This is a genomic window from Bacteroides sp. LFL-34, from assembly GCF_027257075.1.
Lineage (GTDB): Bacteria > Bacteroidota > Bacteroidia > Bacteroidales > Bacteroidaceae > Bacteroides > Bacteroides ovatus.
Window position 1 is genome coordinate 21586 of sequence record NZ_JAPQKZ010000050.1, and the last position, 23709, is coordinate 45294.

The window sequence follows — 23709 nt, forward strand, 5'->3', positions numbered from 1 at the left end:
CTGCTGTATTATTAGATGCCTATAAAAGTCGTTTAAGCCGTTCCTTCAACAATTCGCCATACTTTTCTTTTAATTCAGCACTTAGGAAAGAGCTTTGAATGACAGTCTCAAACTTGGGCAATAGTTTGACATACTTATTTATCAATCGCTCTACAATCACATTCTCTATACCCAGCGTGGCTGCTGACCTAATAAAATCCTCTCTTTGAAGTTTTTTCTTCCGACCATTCAAGGTCAATGCCAACTCTTCATCATCCTTGGGATTAATGATAGCCGCATTTAATAAATCGTAAGCAGGAGTTAAACGTATCATATCCGCCATCTCATACAAAGAGAAGTTTTTCAAGTGCATGTCGTTATTTCCTGTCAACCAAGAGAAAAGCACCAACTCGAAGAAATTGGTAACATCCATTTTGGGTAAAGACGAGTATTTCAAAACAGCCTTGCCGATACGTTCATAACTGCTCTTGTATTTATGCTCTGTTTGCCTTTCCGTCAGTTGGCACATATCCTCCATCGCAATCTTCTCTCCGGCAGAAGTTCTGTCAATCCGACGGGTAAGATAGCATAGCGTGTCATCAGCCATCCGCATCAGCGTATGAGGAACCACCTCAATACGTGCCACCTCTGCAAGATGCATGGTTAAATCCTCAACCTCAGGCATCATTTCATATTGCGAGGTCTGTGGTTTACAAATATAACCGCCCCATAGACCAACAATAGTCAATCGTTTGCTGCCCTCATGCTCTTTCAAATGCAAGGACAACTTCGGCTGAACACCAGTCAAAGAGGTTTGATCTTGAATGATTTGCAGAGCAAGCTGATCAAGTTGTTCTGTCGTATAATCAAGAACAGGCAATGTTGCTGTTCCGAAGAACTTCTTTAAACAAGCCTGATGCATATCCTTTTCCCCCCTCAGGAGCGGACGATAACAATACAGACAATTACACATGGCTTACCTCCTTTTCTTCCATAGGAACAACACTTACCGCTCCGATACAATCCTTACAGCAGGTCAAGAGCAACGACATCCGGTCAAGAATACTTATGTCAGTATTCCGCAGTGCAACATCCAATAACCATCCTTCAGGAATCAAACCGTCGAAAAATGGGAACAACACAGGACTTGTATATGCATCTGCCTGTAAAGGCAATGTCAGGCTGACAGCCTTTGCCGTTTCAAGAGAGATATATTCTGGTAAATAACGGAATTCATATCCAGCATCGTTTTCAGTCAGAATACCAGCCAATTGGTCTTTATAAAATATATGGGCTTGTCTCATTGATTACTGTTTTTTTGAGTGGCAACCATTTCATAATTAAAGAAGTCAAGAAGTTGATTCACCTTGTCGAGACGTAGCGTCTCTTTGCCTTGTTCAAGGTCTCGCACAAAGCGCAACCCCACCCCCGACTTCAACGAGAGTTCTTCTTGCGTCAGATTATATTGCTTTCGCAACATTTTGACCGTAGTAGAAAGATTATTCATAGCATCATACTTTACACCTCTTCGGGTACAAAGTTAGCACAAATATTCGATATTATATCAGTATGGGTATAATTTATTGGTTTATTATAGCAATTATATCAGACAGGGTATAATCTAATGAAGATTGAGACATTAATATTAAGGCTAAAAACAAATATAACGCATATAGTTTTACACTTTTCTAAGCGAATAAAACAGATTTGTTACACTTTTCCAAACGAATATTACCAATTGTTCTACACTTTTTCAAGCGAATCAAATGTGTATTCTACAAAAGTTCCCTAGTTCTATGATCAATTCTATTATCAAGTACCCTCTTGGGAAGAAAAACCACACCGCAAACCACAGAAATCCCAAGAAAACCACTATCTTTGCGTCCAACAAGCGTTCTGTAACATACCTGCGGAAATGCCCTATCACTCAATACATTGTATCTGATAGCGGACATTCTACAAAAGGGCTAAAAAGAAGCGGTACAACACGTATATGCAAAACAATGAAACACAACGATTTGCATTTGTCCCTACATTCTGTGTATTTGTCAAAACAGAGGTTGTACCGATTAAAATGAATGGCCACTGATAATCAGTGATGTAAATATGCTGCATCGGTAAGTAAGAAGCGCATACTATCATTGCTGCAATAAAATAGATCGTTTAAAGAAATCACTATGCCCATTATAGAAATATCATCCTTAACAGACTCCGGAGTAGAAATATTCAGTACCCTCACCGAAGCTCAATTACGGAATCGTATCGAGCCTGATAAGGGATTGCTTATTGCAGAAAGCCCCAAAGTTATCCATGTAGCTCTGAATGCTGGTTATGAGCCTTTAGCCCTCTTGTGTGAACAGAAGCATATCACTGGTGATGCGGCTGGCATCATTGAACGTTGTGGTGATATACCTGTCTATACCGGTGAAAGAAAGTTACTTGCCACATTGACCGGATATACACTGACGCGCGGTGTCCTCTGTGCCATGCGTCGTCGGGCACTACCAAGTGTAGAGGAGGTGTGTCGGAAAGCTCGACGGATCGTAGTCATTGAGGGCGTGGTAGACGCTACTAATATCGGAGCCATCTTCCGTTCCGCAGCCGCCTTGGGAATAGATGCTATATTATTAACACGCAATTCTTGTGATCCGTTAAACCGACGTGCAGTCAGGGTTTCGATGGGTTCTGTCTTCCTGATACCATGGACTTGGTTGGACGGTTCTCCCAATGAGTTGCGTAAACAGGGTTTCCGTACAGTCGCTATGGCACTCACGGAGAAATCAATCTCTATCGATAATCCTATCTTAGCAACCGAACCCAAGTTAGCCATCGTAATGGGAACAGAGGGGGATGGTCTTCAAAACGAAACAATCAATGAGGCGGACTATGTAGTCCGCATTCCTATGGCAAACGGTGTCGATTCTCTCAATGTAGCCGCCGCATCCGCTATTGCTTTCTGGCAACTTCGCGTTCAAAATGACACAGATCTGCCACCATCACCGGATGATGTACATATATGATTTTACTTATATTCCTACTCACACCTACAATACGTATTTGCGCCACAGGAACAGCGAGGTAACAACTTTTCCATCAATTCACTTCGAAAGAACTCATACAGTTCTTTATGCATGATGTCATATAGTGCCCTAACCCGTTCTTCCTGCTCATCTTCTACATGAATTCCTCCCTGAAAGGGATCTGTAAAGTTGAAAGAAACGTATTTTCTCACTACACCCTGTATTTCCTTTTGCACTTCCTCTGCTTCCGGACAAAGGGTAATGACATAATCCCACGTCTGTTGGGCATACGTCGCAACATCACAGGGCTTTCTACGCGAAAAGTCATATCCATTTTGTTCCATCACTTGGCAAACAACGTCAGGGACAGAATTTCCAGCCAAAATACCGGCAGTACTAATCTTCATCCCTCTACCGAAGGAGTTCAAAATTTCCTGTGCCATACGACTGCGGCACATATCATTATTACTTACTATAAGTATATTCTTCATACACAAATTCTATTTTTATTTATTTCCTGATATAGCTACTTTAATAACTCCATCTAATTTGTTTTCAAAGATACGATAGGCCTCCTCAATCTCATTCAACGGAAATCGATGTGTAATAAGAGGAGTAGTATCAATTTTACCTTCCTCAATCAGCATGAGAATCTCGTTACAATCGCAGCCATCCACTCCACCTGTTTTAAAAACCAAATTCTTGCCATACATATCAGGTAAAGAAAGAAGTTGTGGTTTATCATAGAGGGCTACAATCGTGACAATAGCATTAGGACGGGCACAATCCCAAGCCAAATGGAAGGAATCGTCACTCCCTGCCACTTCCAAAACGACATCTGCACCACCATGGTCACTGTTCTTGAGAACAAAATCCTTGCAGTTTTCCGGTTCAGTCACCAACACATCAGGATAATGCTCGCGGACAAACCGAATTCTTTCAGGAGACTTCTCACAGATAATAATGCGTTTTGGCTTCTTCAGCATCACACACAACAAAGTACAAATCCCGGTAGGTCCGGCACCGATGATAAGAACAGTATCTTCCGCGGTTATTTCCGAGATGCATGCTGCCCAAAAACCTGTTGCAAGCACATCACCGACAAACAAAGCTTGTTCATCACTCACTGTATCCGGAATACGATTCAAACCTTGATCCGCATAAGGAACTCTGACATATTCCGCCTGACCGCCATCAATTCGACAACCTAAAGCCCAACCGCCATTAGGATCAGTACAGTTATTCACATATCCATGCTTACAGAAAAAACACTCACCGCAGAAAGTTTCGACATTCACAGTCACCCTGTCACCAGGCTTCACCGAAGTGACATCAGCCCCTACTTGTTCTACCACACCTACCATCTCATGCCCGACAGTTATTCCGGGCACAGCACGCGGCACACTGCCATGTTTAATATGAAGATCACTGGTGCAGATGCTACCAAGTGTTACACGCACGACTGCATCCCGTGAATCCTTTATTTCCGGTCTTGCTTTCTCCTGCAATTCAAACTTTCCGTGTTCAATATATGTGTATGCAAGCATAATATCCTCCTCGTTCATTAATATATACCTTGCAAAGATAATGATTTCATTGGCAAAACAAATCTCTTTTATCACGTTCAATACTCCCAAACCGAATCTCACTCTATATTTATAACAATACAAAGCTGAATAAAGTCATTCACTGTTTTTTCTACTTCAGTTTTGATATTCTGGAAAATATTCTTACTTTTATATCCAAAATAATAAATAAAAACACCAGCACGACTTATTATATTTACACACAAGCCTATGATAGATACTTCCGAAAATCTGATTATTATAAAAGGTCAAATCAGGACTCCCGAAATAGAAAGCTGCCAGAATTATGATAGCAGCTATAAGATAGTATTCCAAAATGTTCCTAGTGCGTATACTTATAAAGAAGAAAATGTCCTTTGGCTGACTGATCCAGACAAACCGGACCCCAATAATTATCAAATAATCAGTAAAGGGAGAACTTTATCAAACATTAAAGCCTTATCTATTTTCAAAGCCGGATCACACAGCTATTGGCACATTTGTTTTCAGAATGGTAAAGAGTATGATTACAGAGAAAAGGACTTAAAAATTATCGAATCATGCTTGGGAGAGAGTCGTTCGAAAAGTATATTCGAATATTTGAAGAAAGTTGCCGATGCGAACGAATTGAAAGCTGATGACGGAACGAAGCTATTGGCAAAACAATATGAAAAGATTCATTTCATCGCAAACAACAGAGCTATTGCTGTATATCTGAATCCTCAAAAATATAAAATGCAGACCCGGACTACCTCAACCTTGATTTTTCCTTTCGGTTGTAATGCAAGCCAGCAAAAAGCAGTCCAGGCAGCTTTTGAGAATCAAATCAGTGTTGTGCAAGGACCTCCGGGAACCGGAAAGACCCAAACGATTCTGAACATCATTGCCAATATCCTTGTGCGTGGTAAGACTGTTCAGGTAGTATCTAATAATAACTCCGCCATCGTCAATGTACTTGAGAAGTTATCCAAATACGATATGGGATTCATTGTTGCATTGCTTGGCAGCACAGCTAACAAAGAGAAATTCATCGAGAATCAAGAAGAGGAAAAACAATATCCGGAGAACTTTGAGTCATGGCATGATGTGGATGCCGACCAACCTCAATTTCTCGATCAGATACATCATCAGACAGAAGAACTAAAAAGCATATTTTCCAAACAGGAACGCCTTGCCATGGCAAGACAGGAAATACAAGCTTTAAAAATAGAGTGGCAACATTATCAGCAAGAGTTCGGAACAAAAGAATTTACTTTCCAACAACGGAAAAGTTCCAGTTCGGCAGACCTTCTGAATTTATGGAATGAATGTCAACAATTTGCAGAAAAAGAACAATCATCAAGTCTTCGGGGAATAGCAGCTTTTATTCAACGGTTGAAATGGTTCTTCTTTAAATTCAGGAGCAAAACGATTTGTAAAATCCCCGATAAAAATTTCTATAAACGGGAGATGAGTTTGATTATCGCCGACTTCCAAATCTTATTCTACCAAACAAAGTATGCAGAGCTGGAAGCTGAAATAGACACATTAGAAAAGGAACTTGCCAACAAAGATGCAGCAGAAATGGCTAGACAAATGGCTGATACATCAATGAAATATCTAAAGAATCAGTTATTTCAGACCTATGGCAATAATCATGACAAGCCCATCTTTACGCTCCCTGATCTAAGAAATAATTGGCGAGAGGTACAAAAAGAATACCCTATTATATTAAGTACGACCTTTTCATCATTAAGCAGTCTACAGCGAGATGCCGTATATGATTATATCATTATGGACGAAGCATCGCAGGTTTCCGTTGAAACCGGAGCTTTAGCCTTGTCATGTGCTAAAAATGCAATCATTGTCGGCGACACCATGCAACTTCCCAATGTGGTCACGGAAGAAGATAAAGAAAAACTAAACTTTATCGCTAATGCCTGCCTGATTAAACCGGAATATGATTGTGCCAATATGAGTTTTTTGCAATCCATCTGCAAAGTTATTCCAAATGTACCGCAGACCTTGTTACGGGAACATTATCGATGCCATCCCCGAATTATCAACTTCTGTAATCAGAAATTTTATGGTGGAGATCTTGTCATCATGACACGTGATAAAGGAGAAGAGGATGTCATCTGTGCCATACGGACAGCCAAAGGTAACCACTCCCGCAGCCACATGAATCAACGGGAAATAGATGTTATCAAAGAGGAAGTACTACCGAATCTATCTTATGAAACAGATGAAATTGGCGTCATAGCTCCATATAACAAACAAGTAGATGCAGTAAAATCCGCACTTGAAGAGGATATTGATGTCGCAACAGTCCATAAATTTCAGGGAAGAGAAAAGGATGCTATCATTATGACCACTGTCGACGATGTCATCACTTCCTTTTCCGACGATCCCAACCTGCTCAATGTTGCTGTTTCGCGGGCTAAATCACAATTCTATTTAGTCGTATCGGGAAACGAACAACCCAAAGACTGCAATATCAGCGATTTGATTGCTTATATCGAATATAACAATGGTACTGTTTCCACCAGTAAGATTCATTCTATATTCGATTATCTATATGAGCAATATACAGATGCTCGAATTGCCTATTTGAAAAAACACAAGAAAATATCCGAATACGATTCCGAGAATCTTACATTTGCCTTACTCGAAGATATCCTGAAAGAAAATATCAATATGCGTCATTTGAATATCATTTGCCATTTACCACTCTATATGTTGATTCAGGATTATTCTCTATTGAATGAAGAGGAAAGCAAATATGCTGCAAATATAAATACTCATATTGATTTTCTAATTTATAATCGTGTGAGTAAACAACCGGTATTGGCTATTGAAACAGATGGTTATACATTCCACAAATCGGGGACAAGTCAGTCAGAACGCGATATTAAAAAGGATCATATTTTAGAGTTGTACGGAATTCCGTTGGTAAGATTGTCTACTATCGGTAGTAATGAGAAGAAAATTATTGGAGATAAGTTAAGCGAAGTATTAAACTTGCATTAGAATGTTCATTGCAAATCATTTTTTTGTTAGAATAGGAGTTTCTGCATATTCTAACAACCAAAAGAATAAATTTTACTCCAACTATAACAATCACATCAATAATAATGCCTACATTTACTTCTCATTTAAAGTACGACAGCACTATGGAAATTATTTTCTACTTTTGCATCAACCTCATTAAAAGTTTCTAAGAACTTAAAGTGAGTACATAAATAAACATTAATCACAATGACAAAAAACTATCTCATCGTAAAAACATTAATTAAAATGCGGATAAGATACAATACATATAACAATAAGAATCATCTGTTTTACAAAAATAGGCAGATAAATAAACCGCATTTCGACCAAATACTAAGAAATGATCAGGAAAGTATTAGGTTAACAATTCTACGCGACACACTTCTCCCGAAGCTGATGTCAGGAGAACTAAAAATTAACGCAACTGAAGTATTATAGATTACGATGAACAAGTCAATAAACATACTTGATAAAGAATACTGCAATGGGTGAAAGACCTTTGCGGTCGCTATCGTCAAAGCCAAATAAAGGCAGCGGTGAAAGTAAATGTGGAACAGTTGAAATTCAACTGGCTTTTAGGTCGTGACATTGTTGAATTGCACGTAGAAGAACGCTGGGGCGAAAGTGTTATCACTCAATTGAGCAAAGATTTACGTGAAGCTATACCCAATGCAGCTGGTTTGTCAAAGAGCAATATCTACTATTGTAGGAAGTTTTATTTGTTATATAAGGATGCTCTGAAAACTTTCCACCAACTTGGTGGAAAAAATGAAACGGAATTATTCCACCAAGTTGGTGGAATATTTGAAGTCCCATGGAGACACCATTGCTTGATAATGGATAAAGTGAAAGACGATATAGACAAAGCTCTGTTCTATGTTCACCAGACGGTGGAGAACGGCTGGAGTCGTAGTATGCTGCTCAATTTCATTAGCACCGACCTTTATGAGCGGCAGGGCAAGGCACTGACTAACTTTACAAAAACATTGCCCGATGCGATGAGCGACCTTGCACAGGAGTTGACCAAAGACCCCTACAATTTTGCTTTCACGGGTATAACTGGGCGTTACAATGAACGATTGCTCAAAAATGCTCTACTGAATAACATTACCCGATTCCTGATGGAACTAAACTATATCGCACGTTTCATTACTCAATCAATACGATAAACGATACATAAAATAATATTTATATTGCTAAATTTTCCCATTTACAGGGTCTTTACAGAGTCAAGTTCTAAATCAATATAAAAAATACGGTCCTGCTGACCCGTTGCATTACATATCTATGCCGAAGCCTAGGATACAGTGGGGGCATTAACCCTCCACACGGGGACAGAACCGTAATATCGCGAAACTACGAACATATTTTTAATATGTTCGTAGTCGTTTACGACTAAAGGCTCCTTGGCTTCCAGTCGGCAAAATAGACATGTAATGCCCTACAAAGATAAGACTATTTCCTTATAAAGCCAATAAAATCAATGTTTTATTATAAAATAATGCAGAATGGTATATAAAAATCTCAATAAAAAGATACGACCCTGATCCCCCGCTGCATTACAAATCTATTAGCCGCAGCCTAGGATATGAGTGGGGTAATTAACCTACCACACGAGGAACACAGAGCCGTACTATCATTAACTGCAAAGTATATATATACCTGCAACTGACGACAACTAAGGATCTCCTAAGACATATAAACGACTTAAATATTGTAATGCAATACAAAGGTGAACATAAAATCCGAGAAAACCAAAGCACCAAGCATTATTCTTATAGCAAATGCACATTATATATCGCCTAAGATAAAATGACTGATATTTTAAAGAATTGAATCTAAACAGAAAAATCACCTTTGAAACACAATGTAACAAAGGTGATTTATTTGCACTAATTTCATTTCAAGATATTATTCCCAAAAGCTACTCTTTATTTTTCTGCGGTACTTCAATCCCCTCCGGCCATATAGCAGTTGTATAAGCCACAGCATCATTTCCATTACCGGTCAAGTCTTTTGCAATGTTATTTCCTTTACCTTCGTTGAACTTCCAGTAAGCTTTCAAACCAGTAGTTTGGGGATCAACATCATACATATTCCTGTAAATTTCTTCTTGTGAACGGAGCACATTCCATATACGTACTTCACAAATCTCTCCATTTAATTGCCGACTCATATCGTCGGGGTCTCCATAAGAGTGTCCTATCTTAAACATAAAGTCTCCTTTCTTCTGTTTTCCAAGGTTTATGGCTTCCCCATTTCCGTAATCGTCAATGCGGCTCTGCTCTTTACCATCTACATACATAATAGCAGCCTTTGTCTCCGTGTCATAAGTAACGGCAACATGATACCACTCACCAGGTTGCAACAGTTTACCATCATTGGCATTTGGAAATTTCATTTCATTAACCGCAAATTGCAATTGCTGTCTAGGAAAGCCAGAATCACCAAAACGTAACAAACAATATTGCTCAATACCCATAATGGATGAGATTTCAGTAAGAGGATCAAATCTATTCACTCGAACAACAGCTTCGAAAGTAAGTTGCTTCAATCCGTTTACTACATTAGCAGTAGGACTACCGGCAACAAATCCCGGTATCTCAAAATAATTGTTAGCAAGACTGACAGCAGTAGTTATAGCACTGGAACGACGCACTATGTAACAGATATTTTTAGATCCGCCCAATATGCTCATCCCTCCTGATGCTTCTCCAATAGTAACAGGTAATAGAAAGCTAGTGTCAATATCCAAGTCTATCAGGTTGGAAAATTCAATAGTTACCATTTCCGAATCTACACTTCCCTTAGGAATGACAACATGCTGGGTGGAGAACTTATAATACTTAGCATCCAACATTGCATAATTATTCCCTAAACGTGCATTATAATAACTTATCAATGAAGGATCTGTCCGAAAGCTGACATCTATATCCTGCTCAGCAGGATATGCCAATACAGCAGAAATCTGTTGCTGTCCATCCTGTTTAAGATTATTAAATGTAAAATTAGCTATATCCTTCACTTTCGCCGCATCAATATATACACTATTACCAAAAGGAGATTCCTTAGTATAATCTTTGTTGTCACAACCTGTTATTAATAACAGGAAAACCATGACCAAACAATTATTACTTATTTTCATTATATTCTTGTTTTGAATTATCAGACTCATTATATCTTTAGTTTTAAGATTCATTTTATTTCTCACATTCCGGACGGACGTACCCATCCTTTTGAATACACATTATACATCTGGCGCAAAAGCCAGTCCAACGGTTTATAAGTATAAGAATACTCACCGGAAATAAATCCCCAATCATAAGGAGGATAGATGGATTGCCCCCAATAAGCACCATCATCCATCATAGCGTTAATGCCATCTCCTATCGCGATATCGTTCACCATTCCTTCATACATATTTTGCTCATTGGCTGTAAGATCAAACGCATATACAACAATATTATTTTTTTTACGCTTATTCATTTTCCAATCCACCATCCTATATTGCGATTTATCTCTCAAAGGATTTTCTCCTTTTTCATATAATGGAATAACCAAACTTCCATAACATTCCGGTGCCAGCCCTATAATAGGTTTACGAGTATATTCACTATAAGGATGCTCTGCGTCCCATGGTTCTATAATCTGTACCACTTCTTTTCCACTATCATACGCATGCCACGCATAGTCTATATACTTACCTACCTCAATGCCGCCACATCGATTTACATCATAAAAATATTCAGTAGCTTCTCCCTTATCAACAACTGTCAGCAACTTTTCAGGAAGTGCATCCCGCAATGCTTTTATTAGTTTAGGATAAGAGACTGTATTCATAGCAAACATACCTTCCTTGTTATAAGTACTCACTTTGTCCCAGAGATTTATTCCATCCAAACGATAAAGTTCTACCACATTTTTCACCTGTTGAACAAAATCTGCAAGCTGCATATCGTTTAAATTACAAAAGCCAAACCCTTTATTACCATTTTCAATGCTAAGACATACTTTACGTCCGTGTTCCTGAAGCGGACGAATAAACTTATCCGCCTTTTCCAACACATCACGTATGTCACTACTCAAATTGAGCAGTGCACGTCCTGTTGCAGACTCATAGTCCATTGTCACAATTCGTAGATTCACGATACTACCTATATTATGTAAAGCTTGAGTATAATCTATCTGATTAATTTTTTGAATTCCATAAACATCAGCTATCAACGGTTGATAAGTTGAAGTATTCACATAGAAAACAACAAATGCATCAGGTAGCATTGGCGGCATATCTATTTGTTCATACTGGTTATTAGGATAACAAGTCGTTATTCTTTTCCGAATATTTACAATATAATAAAGCACCTGTTTCTTAGTATCCACCTTTACTCCTGTAGGTATTTCTTCCATAGTTAATGGCAAAAGATATGGAGTATCAGTATTCAGTCCGGCTGTGGATATAGTAAATTTGATTTTGGCAGATTTTTGTTCTCCAGCATCTATTGAAAGAACTCCGCCATTTTCGAACTGCACATTCCCAGCCGGCAATGTATTCAATTTGGAATTGTTTTCCTCATTATAATCTTCTACAAGCTTCTCGTTTACAACGGCTGTGACAGTCAACCTGCTTCCGGCTGATTGTGACAGTGAATAGAATATTTCCTCTGTGGCAGATTCGTCCCCTTCCGTCAACTCAATAAATGCTTTATTAGTCAATGTAGTTGTGTTACGCAGGGCACCTGCAATATTATCCATAGCCGTCTCGTCAGGCATTCTGTCCGCATTCATTGAGATAGTCTCTTCGGTACACCCTGTTACTCCTATTTTCAGTAACAATACTAATATAAAATGTATGATAAGATTCTTTTTCATATTAATTCTTTTTTATTTCGATGGGTTCATTAGTTGAATAGCCGTTCGTGTAATCTCGTAATTCCTTATCGGGCTATAATAATCATTGCCTATAGCATAAATTCCCAATCCAGCTAATGGACCAAGAGCAACCACACGGTCAGTCATTAAAGTTACAGCCTCTTGTTTTACACCAGTCTCATCAATTACTTGTCCGCCCATTTGAACAGATAACAATAATTTATCTTTAGACAATAAACTATTGGCAAGAATCCCCGTCACCTGCAATTTCAAATCGGTTACATTGGTCAACTCTGCAGTATTCAACACAATATAATTCAATTTGTCAAAGTCTGCTTCATCAACGAAAGCCGGATTTCCTTCCAATACCAATAATTTATCCTGTCCCGTAGCAGTAGATAATTTAGAAACAATCAGCCGTGATTTCTCTTTATACGATGCCAATTCAGCATCAGTTCCATTATAGAGCGGAAGACCGGTAAAAGCAAATCCGTCCAGATTGAGTTCGGCCGACGTAGCAATTTCTTTATCCAACCAACTATTTAATGCCGTGATATCTGTTAAGGAAGAGGCGTGAGCTACATAATCTATCAAATAAAGCACCCGGATACTCTTTTCCTGCAATAGAGGGATATCCTCCCGATCATAATCAGAGATTTGGTGAGAATTACCCAAGGTCACAATATCCAACGAATCCGGCAATGCCCGAAGATAACTACCTTCATTTAGCGATTTTTCCGGAGAATTATCAAAGTGCGCATATGACAAGTAATGTTTACTTTGTTTGTAGGTACGTAATGCCTGCATATAACGCGCCCATAGTTCCGGATTCTGTTCTTTCGCACTATTAATATCAATATCTACAATTTCAGGTTCATTCCAGTCATCACAAGCAACAGGCAATAAAAAAGCCGTTAAAAACAGAAGACTATAAATGAATTGTTTATATATTATTGTTTTCATATAAATTCTTTTTCATTCTTTTATTCGTATTCAAACTCTCTCGTCAATTGAGATAAGATTTCTTATCCCACCACAATCTCGTTCCCCCATTGTCAGGACCTCCTAACATACCTATCGCCAAATTGATATTCGAAAGATTTTCAGTATATTCTGTAGGCGGATACCACAAACGACGGATCATATGCTCGGAACTGATGCTACCACCACTTTTGTTTTCTATAACCGGCATAAGATGAGGATATCCTGTACGGCGGAGTTCACTCCATGACTCAACACCTAAAGGGAAATTAGCAATCCATTTTTGAGTGATGATACGTTCAAGATTACGTTCAAAATTATCCGCACCATCTTCCCAAGCAATAGTAATAGTACTTCTCGGACCTTCCCAATCAGTATAGGCAAATGTCGGATCATTGTACGCTTCCGGAGTGTCAGTCGAATTCTCCGCATAGGTTTCAGAGCCCGACAGACCATATTGTTCAAAAGAAAGAGCTATCGCCATATTATATAAATCTTTAGCTTCCCCACCCATATTCCAGCCTCGCAAGGCACCTTCGGCACGTAAGAAAGTGATTTCTGCGGCATTCATCCATAAAAAAGGACTGGTACTGCTGATAATCGGTATGCTGTATGCATTTACCATCTCATCCTTGGTAGTCACATCAATGCCAATACGAATACCCGCGTATCCATCAACCTCTTGCGGTTGGAAGTTTTCATCATATACAATCATTTTCACTGTAGTGAACATCTTTTCCCGACGCGGATCTTTATAACCATTCATATATGAGATAATATCAGCCCCCGCACGCTGGTCATTCCAGTCATTAAAAATCATAGCAACCCTATTTTCTTCCACTTTCAAGAAAGCGTTATCATTTATTTCCGTCATTACGCCTGCCGTTACAGCTTCTTCGGCTATTCGTTGTATTTCCGCCTGCATTTCCGGTACATAAGTCAAGCGCATGGTCATACGCAATTTGAGTGAATTAGTAAATTTGAGCCATTTGGAAAGATCGCCTTGATATACATCATCAAATTTACGAAAAGCTTCCGCACTCAAATTGAGATTATCCCTAAGGACATCACTCACTTCGTCCAATTCACTGAACATTTGCTTATATACCTCTTCCTGCGAATCATAAGGTACGGTAAGAGAAATCTTACCTGTTTTAGAAATGATTTTTGAATAAGGAATCGGACCGTACATATCTGTCACACGCTGCATGATGACCACACGAAACAGTTTCCCCAGTGCCAACGCCACAGGATCGTCTGTTTTATCCAACAAGTCCCGATAAAACGGATAAGTACGGGTGACTAAATCTGAAAAAGGAGCTTCTTGCCAATCTATTGGTGGATTATACGTTTCAAACTTAGCCGTCCATTCTACAGTACAACCAATGTAACCGGCAAACGCACCTGCGCCAAGTGCTTCAACAAACTGATAGAGATGTTCTTCCGTAGGAATCACCAACCCTTGTAATCCTTTAAGACTGGCGCCTACGTTATAACTTTCACGCCCCAGCTCTTCTTTGTCAACCTGATAATCCTTCCGGTTGACTTTATCGAAATTATCCGTACAAGCGTAACCGACAATAAGCAATAGCGCTAGCGAAAGCAATTTTATGGTAGATGTTATATATTTCATAGTGACTACTTTTTATCTGTTAAAAGTTGATTTTCACATTCAAACCGACATTACGGGTACTCGGCAACATGAAAAAGTCGATCCCTTGATAATAGTTACCAGTCGTTGCAACGGCTTCCGGATCAAAAGGAGCTTTATTATAAATCATACAGAGATTGCGTCCCACAACAGACAACTGAATATCGCATACATCATGCAACCATTTACGTGGAAGCGTGTAACCGATAGCCGCCTCCTGCAATCGAATATTGGTAGCACTATAAGTATAATACTGTGGCAGACCACTTTGTGAACCGATAGCCGTGAACCATGTCTGCGCATCCACCCTATTACGTCCATTCACTAATACCCCACCATTATCACGGGCAACCGCCGAACTTTCAGATACCCCATATTGATCCATGGCCGCTGCAGTAGCCGAATAAACAATACCGCCTATACGTGCAGTAACTAAAGCACTGATATTAAACCCTTTCCATGAAAACTGATTGTTCCATGCCAAATTACATTTAGGGAAAACACTTCCTAATTTAATATCAGGTCGATTATTCACTGTTACTAATGTACCCGCAGGAGAAATTTCTACCATTCCATTGTCGTCCCGCTTCAAATCAGACTGTGTGTAAAGGTCACCCAGCGAACCTCCTGTTTTCAATATGAATCTGGCCTTTCCGAGTCCGCCTACATCCAGCCGATCTTTATTTATAGGCTCACCAGTCTCCGGATGTATATAGTCCTTTACCAATTCTATAATTTTGTTCTTGTTATGGCTTAATGTAAAATTACTTTGCCAGCGAAAATCTTTCTTCCATGTATGTCCGTAACCAAATGAAAGCTCTACTCCCTGGTTACGTACATATCCTGTTTGAAGGTAAATGGTAGTATATCCGGATGATACGGAAATTTTCGGATCGAACGTCTGATTAAACGTATTAGCCAAATACCATGACAAACTGAGATTAAAGTCCTTGAAAAGCCGCATATCCAAGCCTAATTCCCATGAATCGGTCCGTTCAGGTTTAAGGTCACCAATGGGATAATGTGTTTTCGGCTTCCACGTTTGAGTAGTTTCGTCATACTCAAAAGTAGGCGATGTCAAGTTACGAGGATAAGGCATACCCACCGAACTAAACGAACTGCGCACTTTCAGATAATCAACGAAAGAAGGTAGTTTCACCATTTCAGAGACGACAGCCGAAAGTCCAATTGACGGATAAAAGAAACAAGTAGAAGATGAGTTTGCCAACTGTGACGCCCAGTCATTACGTCCGGTCAGCGTAAGATAAAGCATACTCTTCCACCCTACTTCAGCACTGGCAAATATAGACTGCGTCTGTTCTTCCCATTCATCCTGACGTGCTTTTTTCTGCGTATTGTCAAGATCAAACACATTAAAAACATTGGGAATACCATTGGCACGTATCGGCCCACGATAACTCAATTCGTCATACTTATTATCTACGATGCTCGCCCCGATATTGACCACAATAGAATAATCACCCAAACGTTTATTTATATTTGCCAACGCATCAGCATACACTTGTGTTTCGTCAGGTTTAGATATAGCATAAAATCCCTGTGCACTACCTTCAGTAAGAGTAGTATTGGAACTTGCATATAATTTTTGTTCATATTTGGTACTGGAATTATCAACCCGAACACGCCCTGAAATATTCAGCCAGTCTGTAATATCATAACTTAAAGAGACAGACAGCATATAACGCTTCTTGTCATTCGTCCGTAAATTGCGATAAGCGATCCAATAAGGATTCTGCATCCGCAAGTCTCCTTCCCCTTGAGGCCAAAACATAGTTTTAATCTTACGGGCCGGATCCCAACGTTCGAACACTTTTATCAAATTAAAGTCGTCGCCACGTGGAAACAAATAAACAGGAACTATCGGATTTGAGTAAGCACCTTGATTAGTCATATTGCGGTCATTCTGAATAATATAACTTGCACCTACATCAAGCTTCATCCTGTCATTCAGAAAGTTTGTAGTGTTACGGAAGGTGAAATTAAAACGGTTGTAACGGTTGTTTGGTACAATCCCTTCCGAATTAACCGCAGCAGCAGAAAAGAAGGTCTGATTCTTATCTGTTCCCGTTGATAATGTAATGGAATTGGTATAAGTTATCCCCGTATCAAAGAAATCACGTGGTTCATAGTTTCTACGAGATGCGTCATTTAATAAAGTCCCCCAACTCAACGTAGTAGAATTACCTGCTTTTCCCGAACTGCCTGTACCATAGCGATTTTGAAAATGTGGAAGTACGAATGGTTTAGCGAATTCGGTATTACTAGACACAGAAACCTGCAATTTACCAACTTTGCCACGTTTCGTATTAATAACGATGGCTCCATTTGCCGCATTACTTCCATAAAGGGCGGCAGCTGCTGCTCCAGTCAGCACTGAGATACTTTCAATGTCATCCGGATTGATGTCGGCAATGCTCTCAGTCACTCCCTGTGAACCATTCTCCATACTACCGCCACCTCCGAAATTAAACATGGGAATACCGTCAATAACATACAATGCATTACTGCTTTGTTCTATCGACTTTGTACCACGCATCACCACCTTGCTAGCTCCACCTACTCCTGAAGAACTACTGTTTATATTAACTCCTGCGACTTTACCATTCAGGCTATTAATAAAGTTTGCATCCTTGACATTTGTCAACTGGTCGGATTTTACCTGTTGTACATTGTAACTCAGAGCCTTTTGTTCCCTCTTGATACCCAAGGCAGTTACAACTACTTCATTTAGCGCCTCTACGTTAGCAGACATTTGTATATTGTACACATTCTTATCTGCTATTTTTACATAAGACGAAATATAGCCAATATAAGTAAAGCTTAATATACTACCTATAGAAGCTTTTATGACGTACTTACCCTCCAAATCAGTAACAGTTCCATCATCAGTCCCTTCTACCCGTATATTTACTCCTATCAGTGGTTCATTTTTCTCATCAACAACCCTTCCTGTTACCTGTTTAACAACCACAGTTCCAGTCTTTGGTTGAGGAATAATATTAATATAATTTCTTTTAATTCCATAAGTAAATCCTGTTCCTTTAAGGATAATCGAGAGGGCTTTTTCCAAATCAATATTTTTCAAATTGAGATTGATAGCCGGTTTATCAATTAATTGCGAATCGTTATATCCTACTGAAAGCTTTGATTGCTTCTCCACTTCTTTCAGTGCTTCAATAACAGTTATATTTTCTTTTTGAATAGTAATTTTCATACCACCTTGGGCAAAAGCTGTAGCTTGTATTACAACCATAAATAAAAACAACACAAATCTTATCCCTTTTGCCTTCTTATCATTTTTCAATGTATAACTGTGTAACATGAATTTTAAGTATTAGTTTGCTAACTTTTTTATTCGCAACACATGTCTATCTGTTTTAATTTTCGATTTCATATCCAAGGCAGGAAGATTCCTGGCATAGATACTTTTTCACATATATCTTTATTATTAAGCAGTGCCTATCAACAAATGAAAGGCATCTGCAGTTTGTATATTCAGGTTAATTTATAAAAGACCGGAAGTGTCCTTCTCTGAAAGTCTATCACTTCCAGTCTTCAATTCATTCACATGGAGCGTCCTGATATCTTAATAATTCTTCGCATAGATAGTCGTCGTACGAGATACGGTCTTGCCTCCCCAAACTCTTGAAGCAAAGTTATTCATTAAGCTTGTTTGACCGGACTCGCGTAGATTGAACATCATAATGGCGCCATAGCCACTATAATTTGCAGCGCTACTTTGTATCACACCTGCACTTGGTCTACCATCCGTACAGTGTATTGACATCTTTGCCCATTTGCTATTCCCTAATCCGGCCGGAGTACTCCAATCCGCCCCGAAATCAGGCCACATGTAACTAATGGCATTCATTGTAGTCGCATCAAAATTTGTATAACCACCAAAACTGAATACTGTAATCAGTTTATCAGGCAACAACTGACGCACTCTTTTTACAAGATTTCCAAAAATCGTAGTACTTGGTGAAGGTAAATTAGAAGGTGCCTTCCAATAGTCTGCATATTCATCATCAAAATCCACACCATCTAAATTGTATTGCTTAACACAAGCGGCAATCTGTTGTGCAAAACTTTCAATCATAGCCGGTGTCAAGTTACAGAACCCCACTCCGGTGTGATCACCCAACAGCCCTAAAGAGACTCTGATACCTTTCTGTTGTAAAGGAGCGATAAGCGTACCGGCATTGGTCAATATATGAGACTGATTATTGTTATGATACAATTGAACAGTACTAGCCGCACCCCGAATATTAGAAGCAAACAGAATCACATTATCAATCACCTGCTCTTGCGGATCCGTACCTGTAAAATAGTACTCTCCTGCATTTAGAGGATTTACATCATTAGTTTCAATATAAGTAGTCAACTTCGGCATCTTGTCGCTGACGCCGCAAGTAGTTGGCGAAATACCTTGTTGTTGTGCCTCTCCCATGTAGTCATCACTACTGCAACTTATGATCAAAGTTCCTGCCACCATTGCTACAACGAGTAACAAGAAGTATTTCAAATTTTTCATATAGTATTACTTTTTATATGGTTACTATTTTGCTTAGGTAATGCGTTCTAAAAGCTTAATAATTCCTCCTTTCTCCGTTTTAGTTATTCGACATACCTTCCACCGCTTTAACTTTCTAATATCAAAATTATTTCTGCATAATATAGCATTTATCATGTTCTATCTTAAAACATAAATCTCCTGCTACATCAACAATAACATCCATAACTTCAGACAAAGGTGGATTATCTTTAAACCTGAAACTATAACGATCATTCTTTAAGCTATGCTGATTATAAAAGAACTTACAATCGTACTTACGTTCCAATATCGTTATAATCTCCGTTATAGTCTTTCGATTAAATACCAACTCACCTTTTTGCCATGCTGTCACATCTTTCATATCAGGATAAGTCAGAGTATCTTGACGGCTCTTCCTATTATACACCAATTGTTCATTTGGCTTAAGCAACTTCTTTTTGCCCAAGTCGTCAAATTCCACAAGAACACTCCCTGTTATTAGAGTTGTAAAAACATTATTATCTTCAGTATATGCGGATACATTAAACTCGGTTCCCAAAGCTGTTATTTGAAAATCATTGGTTTTGACAATAAACGGTTTGTTTTTATTAGCTTTTACTTTAAAATTAGCTTCGCCAATTAGAAAAACACTACGGTACTTTCCTGTAAATTGTTCGGGATATAATAACATACTCCTCGAATTCATGCTTACCCGACTTCCGTCAGGCAAAAAAAATGTCTTCATCTGAGTGCCCGATATGCATTGCTGAGTTATTCCTGAATCGTCTTTTTCTGCCTTACAAAGCAGATATCCTAAAGATATAGATACTATTAATAATATAACAGCTACCGATTGCCACAATCGCATAAACAGTTTTTTATCGGACTTTTGTTGAGGTTGAACATGTGTAAGATTGTTATCTAACTTCCAACGTTCCAGTGATTTCTCCAGGTCGAATACTTTTCCTTTTTTTCTTGCTTCTAGATAAAGCTCCTGTAATGCTTCATCCTTTTCTTTTTCATATTCATTATCAACCAACCACCTGTAAAACATTTGATTTGTTTGTTCCGAATAATTATGTCGGGCAAAAAGGGATAATATTTTCTGAAAATAATTCTTCATGTTATCATTATATTAGATTTTGAAATTTCATATATAACGATTGAAACATTCCAGCTACTTAAAGAAAATACAGGAAAAATAAAATTAAAATGATTCTCTTTAAAACTTGAAGCGACAAATATATCTGATGCTCTATTGTACGAACAGAAAGATGTAAGGATAATGCAATCTCCTGATTGCTCATATTATTGAAACGGCTCATCTCAAAAATCCTTCTGCGACGTTCAGGAAAGTTTTCAAGAGCCATTCTTATTATTAGTTGCATTTCTTTATAATAAAGCGAATTTAACGGATCTGAGAAGCCTAACAAATCCTTAATTGTACTTTTCTTTATTTGTTCCTCCCGATAATCATTTTCCAGTCTTTTGTGCTTGATAAAATCAAATGCAACATTTTTTGCCATAGCGTATATATACCCTTCTTTTCCATCATTATTTTGCCACGTCTCAAAATTAGTCCATAATTTGGTAAATACATCTTGAGCCAAATCTTCCGCATCTGCTTCCGATTTAAGAAACATATTGATAAAAAACTTCACTGAAGAGAAATGAGCTCTAAATATCATTTCAAACTGTTCTACTAAACAATGGTCTTGATTCATATAAGGTTACACTTTTGTTTGTGTTACCTTACAAAGATAGAGTAACTTATCTAGAATTGAAAGTAATAATGGTTTTATTTTTAATAAAACATTACCATATCGTTACAATTAAATTCTAATCCCTAAATCCAACTCAAAAATAAAATAACTTCTACTTTTTTAGACATTCTTTTGAGAAACAACTTAAAAATTCTAGCATACTCGTCTATCACGAACACTTTTTTCGATTAATTAAAAACTACATACGTACCATTATGAGAACAAATATTTGCCGAAAGGTTGGACTATTTGTTCTTTGGATGATTTAGCTACTTTTGGGGGAGGAAAAACGCCCTCAATGGATAACAGAAAGTATTGGAATAATGCTAAGCATCTATGGATAACATCAAAAGACATGAAGTTTGCTCATATAGCAGATTCCTTGTTGAAAATTTCCGATGCAGCATTAGATCAAATGACAATTTACGGTAAAGGCACATTATTAATAGTGACAAGAAGTGGAATATTACGTCATACATTCCCCATTGCAATTTTAGATACAGAAGCGACCGTTAATCAAGATGTAAAGGCGATTTCATGTGTTTTATCACATATTCACACATACTTGTATTATGTGATAAAAGCTCAAGAGCAGGTGATTCTTAAAGATTATCATAAAGATGGTACTACCGTTGATAGTATAGATTTTGATAAATTTAAGAAGTTGATAGTACCATTACCTCCATTATCTGAACAATACCGTATCGTAGAAGAGATTGAACATTGGTTTGCTTTGATTGACCAAATAGAGCAAGGAAAAACCGATTTACAGACAACTATCAAGCAAATTAAGGGTAAAATCCTTGACCTCGCCATTCACGGCAAACTCGTGCCTCAAGACCCGAATGACGAATCTGCCATTGAACTGTTGAAGCGCATAAATCCCGACTTCACACCTTGTGATAACAGACATAGTGGGAAGTTGCCTTATGAAATACCTAAGACATGGGTATGGTGTAGCCATAATTCTATCTTAGATATATCTGGAGGATCACAACCTGCAAAGAGTTATTTTGAAACTATACTTAAACCAAATTACATTAGACTTTATCAGATTAGAGATTATGGAGAGTCTCCTGTACCTGTTTATATCCCAATTAATCTTGCTTCAAAACAAACCAAAAAAGGAGATATATTATTAGCACGTTATGGTGGTTCTTTAGGAAAAGTGTTTTATGCTGAACAAGGGGCTTATAATGTGGCAATGGCAAAAGTTATCTTTAAATTTGAAAATCTCATATACAAGGAGTTTGCATACTATTATTATTTATCTGACCTATATCAAGGAAAACTAAAAGAAATTTCAAGGACGGCCCAAACAGGATTTAATATTACAGACTTTAATGATATGTATTTTCCACTCCCCCCTATCAACGAGCAACAACGCATCGTTCAAAAGATGGAAGAACTTTTTTCATCCCTTGATGATATTCAAAAAAACTTAGAAGTGTAATTAATTACACTTCTAAGAATAGATAAAATTTACCAATTTACTACTTTGTCCACAATTTTTTGCTGTTCACTGGCTGTTCGACGAAGATAGATACGAGTAGTTTCAATACTTTCATGTCCCATAAGGTCGGCAAGTAGGGCAAGGTCATTGAATCGGTCAAGGAAGTTCTTGGCAAAACGATGACGGAATGAATGAGGATAAACCACTTCCTTATTCATTCCGTATTTTTCCGCAAAATGTTTCAGTTGTTGGGCTATGCCACGTGTTGTAATACGTTCTCCAAATCGGTTTAAGAATATATAGCCGGAAATAAGGCCTTTTTCTTTGAGCCATTTCGTAGCTTCTGTACGCAAATTTTTCGGAATATATAAACGACGTATTTTTCCACCTTTACTGTAAAGATCAAGATGACCAACATGTACATGCTCAGCTTTGATGTGAAGCAATTCACTGACACGTGCGCCTGTGGCAGCCATAAACCATACGATAAAATACCACTCATTATAACCATCGGTTTTTAAGCGTGTTTTTAGAAATTTGTAGTCTGCATCGCTAATGACGTTTTCCAAAAAGTTCTTCTGCTGCACTTTGACGAACTTTACCTTCAGTTTTTCCTGTTTTGTAAATTCCAAATACTTGTTGATACCTTGCAATCGTAGATTTACCGTCTGCGGTTTGAAGTTCTCCACCAGATACCCTTTATATGTTAAAAGGTTCTTTTTGTTGAGGTTGTGTCAAAACGCTGACACAGCCTTTTTTTATGCGCAAAGCCCAGACTTTCTCAAGCCCGGGCTTTGTTATTACCCAAAGTTTTCGTATCTTTAGGTATAAAGTTTTTCGTTA

Annotated in this window: 16 protein-coding genes and 2 pseudogenes; 4 read left to right on the forward strand and 14 right to left on the reverse strand. The window is 38.2% G+C overall.

Annotated features, from left to right (window positions below; genetic code table 11):
- Positions 1–19 precede the first annotated feature (19 nt).
- Genes N5O98_RS22535 through N5O98_RS22545 form a run of 3 tightly spaced genes read right to left on the reverse strand, consistent with a single transcriptional unit; the run spans position 20 to position 1486 of the window.
- Positions 20–952: a HipA domain-containing protein gene (locus N5O98_RS22535; protein WP_187576603.1), complete on the reverse strand. Its 933-nt coding sequence runs from the start codon at positions 950–952 to the stop codon at positions 20–22.
- Positions 945–1283 carry a HipA N-terminal domain-containing protein gene (locus N5O98_RS22540; RefSeq protein WP_117959070.1) on the reverse strand — a complete coding sequence of 113 codons (339 nt, stop codon included), beginning with the start codon at positions 1281–1283 and terminating at the stop codon, positions 945–947. Before N5O98_RS22540 ends, N5O98_RS22535 begins: the two co-directional genes overlap by 8 nt.
- Positions 1280–1486, reverse strand: coding sequence for a helix-turn-helix transcriptional regulator (locus N5O98_RS22545; protein ID WP_018666066.1), 207 nt, complete (start codon positions 1484–1486; stop codon positions 1280–1282). The genes N5O98_RS22540 and N5O98_RS22545 overlap by 4 nt, the downstream gene beginning before the upstream one ends.
- A gap of 670 nt (positions 1487–2156) precedes the next feature.
- Here N5O98_RS22545 and N5O98_RS22550 point away from each other — a divergent pair.
- Entirely contained in the window at positions 2157–2999 is an 843-nt protein-coding gene (locus N5O98_RS22550; RefSeq protein WP_004310964.1) for a TrmH family RNA methyltransferase, read from the forward strand.
- Positions 3000–3013: 14 nt separating this feature from the next.
- Here the strand turns inward: N5O98_RS22550 and N5O98_RS22555 are convergent, their stop codons facing one another.
- Entirely contained in the window at positions 3014–3490 is a 477-nt protein-coding gene (locus N5O98_RS22555) for an arsenate-mycothiol transferase ArsC (RefSeq protein ID WP_004310965.1), read from the reverse strand.
- 15 nt (positions 3491–3505) lie between these two features.
- Positions 3506–4546: an alcohol dehydrogenase gene (locus N5O98_RS22560; protein WP_229115816.1), complete on the reverse strand. Its 1041-nt coding sequence runs from the start codon at positions 4544–4546 to the stop codon at positions 3506–3508.
- Positions 4547–4795: 249 nt separating this feature from the next.
- Between N5O98_RS22560 and N5O98_RS22565 the strand changes: the two genes are divergently transcribed.
- Complete coding sequence (locus N5O98_RS22565) at positions 4796–7573, forward strand: AAA domain-containing protein (protein WP_118161501.1); 2778 nt, start codon at positions 4796–4798, stop codon at positions 7571–7573.
- A gap of 465 nt (positions 7574–8038) precedes the next feature.
- Positions 8039–8724 (forward strand): annotated as a pseudogene (locus N5O98_RS22570) (DUF1016 N-terminal domain-containing protein); the annotation flags it as partial.
- A gap of 794 nt (positions 8725–9518) precedes the next feature.
- Here the strand turns inward: N5O98_RS22570 and N5O98_RS22575 are convergent.
- From N5O98_RS22575 to N5O98_RS22610, 8 genes are all read right to left on the reverse strand, one after another.
- Positions 9519–10769, reverse strand: coding sequence for a DUF1735 and LamG domain-containing protein (locus tag N5O98_RS22575; RefSeq protein WP_004310970.1), 1251 nt, complete (start codon positions 10767–10769; stop codon positions 9519–9521).
- A 32-nt stretch (positions 10770–10801) separates the two neighbouring features.
- Positions 10802–12463 (reverse strand): BT_3987 domain-containing protein, encoded by a 1662-nt coding sequence (locus N5O98_RS22580; protein ID WP_004310971.1) that lies wholly within the window; start codon positions 12461–12463, stop codon positions 10802–10804.
- Positions 12464–12475: 12 nt separating this feature from the next.
- Positions 12476–13426: a glycoside hydrolase family 18 gene (locus N5O98_RS22585; protein ID WP_004310972.1), complete on the reverse strand. Its 951-nt coding sequence runs from the start codon at positions 13424–13426 to the stop codon at positions 12476–12478.
- 43 nt (positions 13427–13469) lie between these two features.
- Positions 13470–15077: a RagB/SusD family nutrient uptake outer membrane protein gene (locus tag N5O98_RS22590; RefSeq protein ID WP_004310973.1), complete on the reverse strand. Its 1608-nt coding sequence runs from the start codon at positions 15075–15077 to the stop codon at positions 13470–13472.
- A gap of 19 nt (positions 15078–15096) precedes the next feature.
- A complete protein-coding gene (locus tag N5O98_RS22595) occupies positions 15097–18438 on the reverse strand; it encodes a TonB-dependent receptor (RefSeq protein WP_004310974.1) in 3342 nt (1113 codons plus the stop codon).
- A gap of 264 nt (positions 18439–18702) precedes the next feature.
- The gene (locus N5O98_RS22600) at positions 18703–19650 is read right to left on the reverse strand and encodes a glycosyl hydrolase family 18 protein (RefSeq protein ID WP_032845179.1); all 948 of its coding nucleotides are present in this window, start codon (positions 19648–19650) and stop codon (positions 18703–18705) included.
- A 127-nt stretch (positions 19651–19777) separates the two neighbouring features.
- Positions 19778–20773 (reverse strand): FecR family protein, encoded by a 996-nt coding sequence (locus N5O98_RS22605; RefSeq protein ID WP_004310976.1) that lies wholly within the window; start codon positions 20771–20773, stop codon positions 19778–19780.
- A 58-nt stretch (positions 20774–20831) separates the two neighbouring features.
- A complete protein-coding gene (locus tag N5O98_RS22610) occupies positions 20832–21374 on the reverse strand; it encodes an RNA polymerase sigma-70 factor (RefSeq protein ID WP_008651269.1) in 543 nt (180 codons plus the stop codon).
- A gap of 295 nt (positions 21375–21669) precedes the next feature.
- Between N5O98_RS22610 and N5O98_RS22615 the strand changes: the two genes are divergently transcribed.
- Positions 21670–22866: a restriction endonuclease subunit S gene (locus N5O98_RS22615; RefSeq protein ID WP_229127996.1), complete on the forward strand. Its 1197-nt coding sequence runs from the start codon at positions 21670–21672 to the stop codon at positions 22864–22866.
- Between the two features lie 29 nt (positions 22867–22895).
- Here the strand turns inward: N5O98_RS22615 and N5O98_RS22620 are convergent.
- Positions 22896–23594 (reverse strand): annotated as a pseudogene (locus N5O98_RS22620) (tyrosine-type recombinase/integrase); the annotation flags it as partial.
- Between the last annotated feature and the right edge of the window lie 115 nt (positions 23595–23709).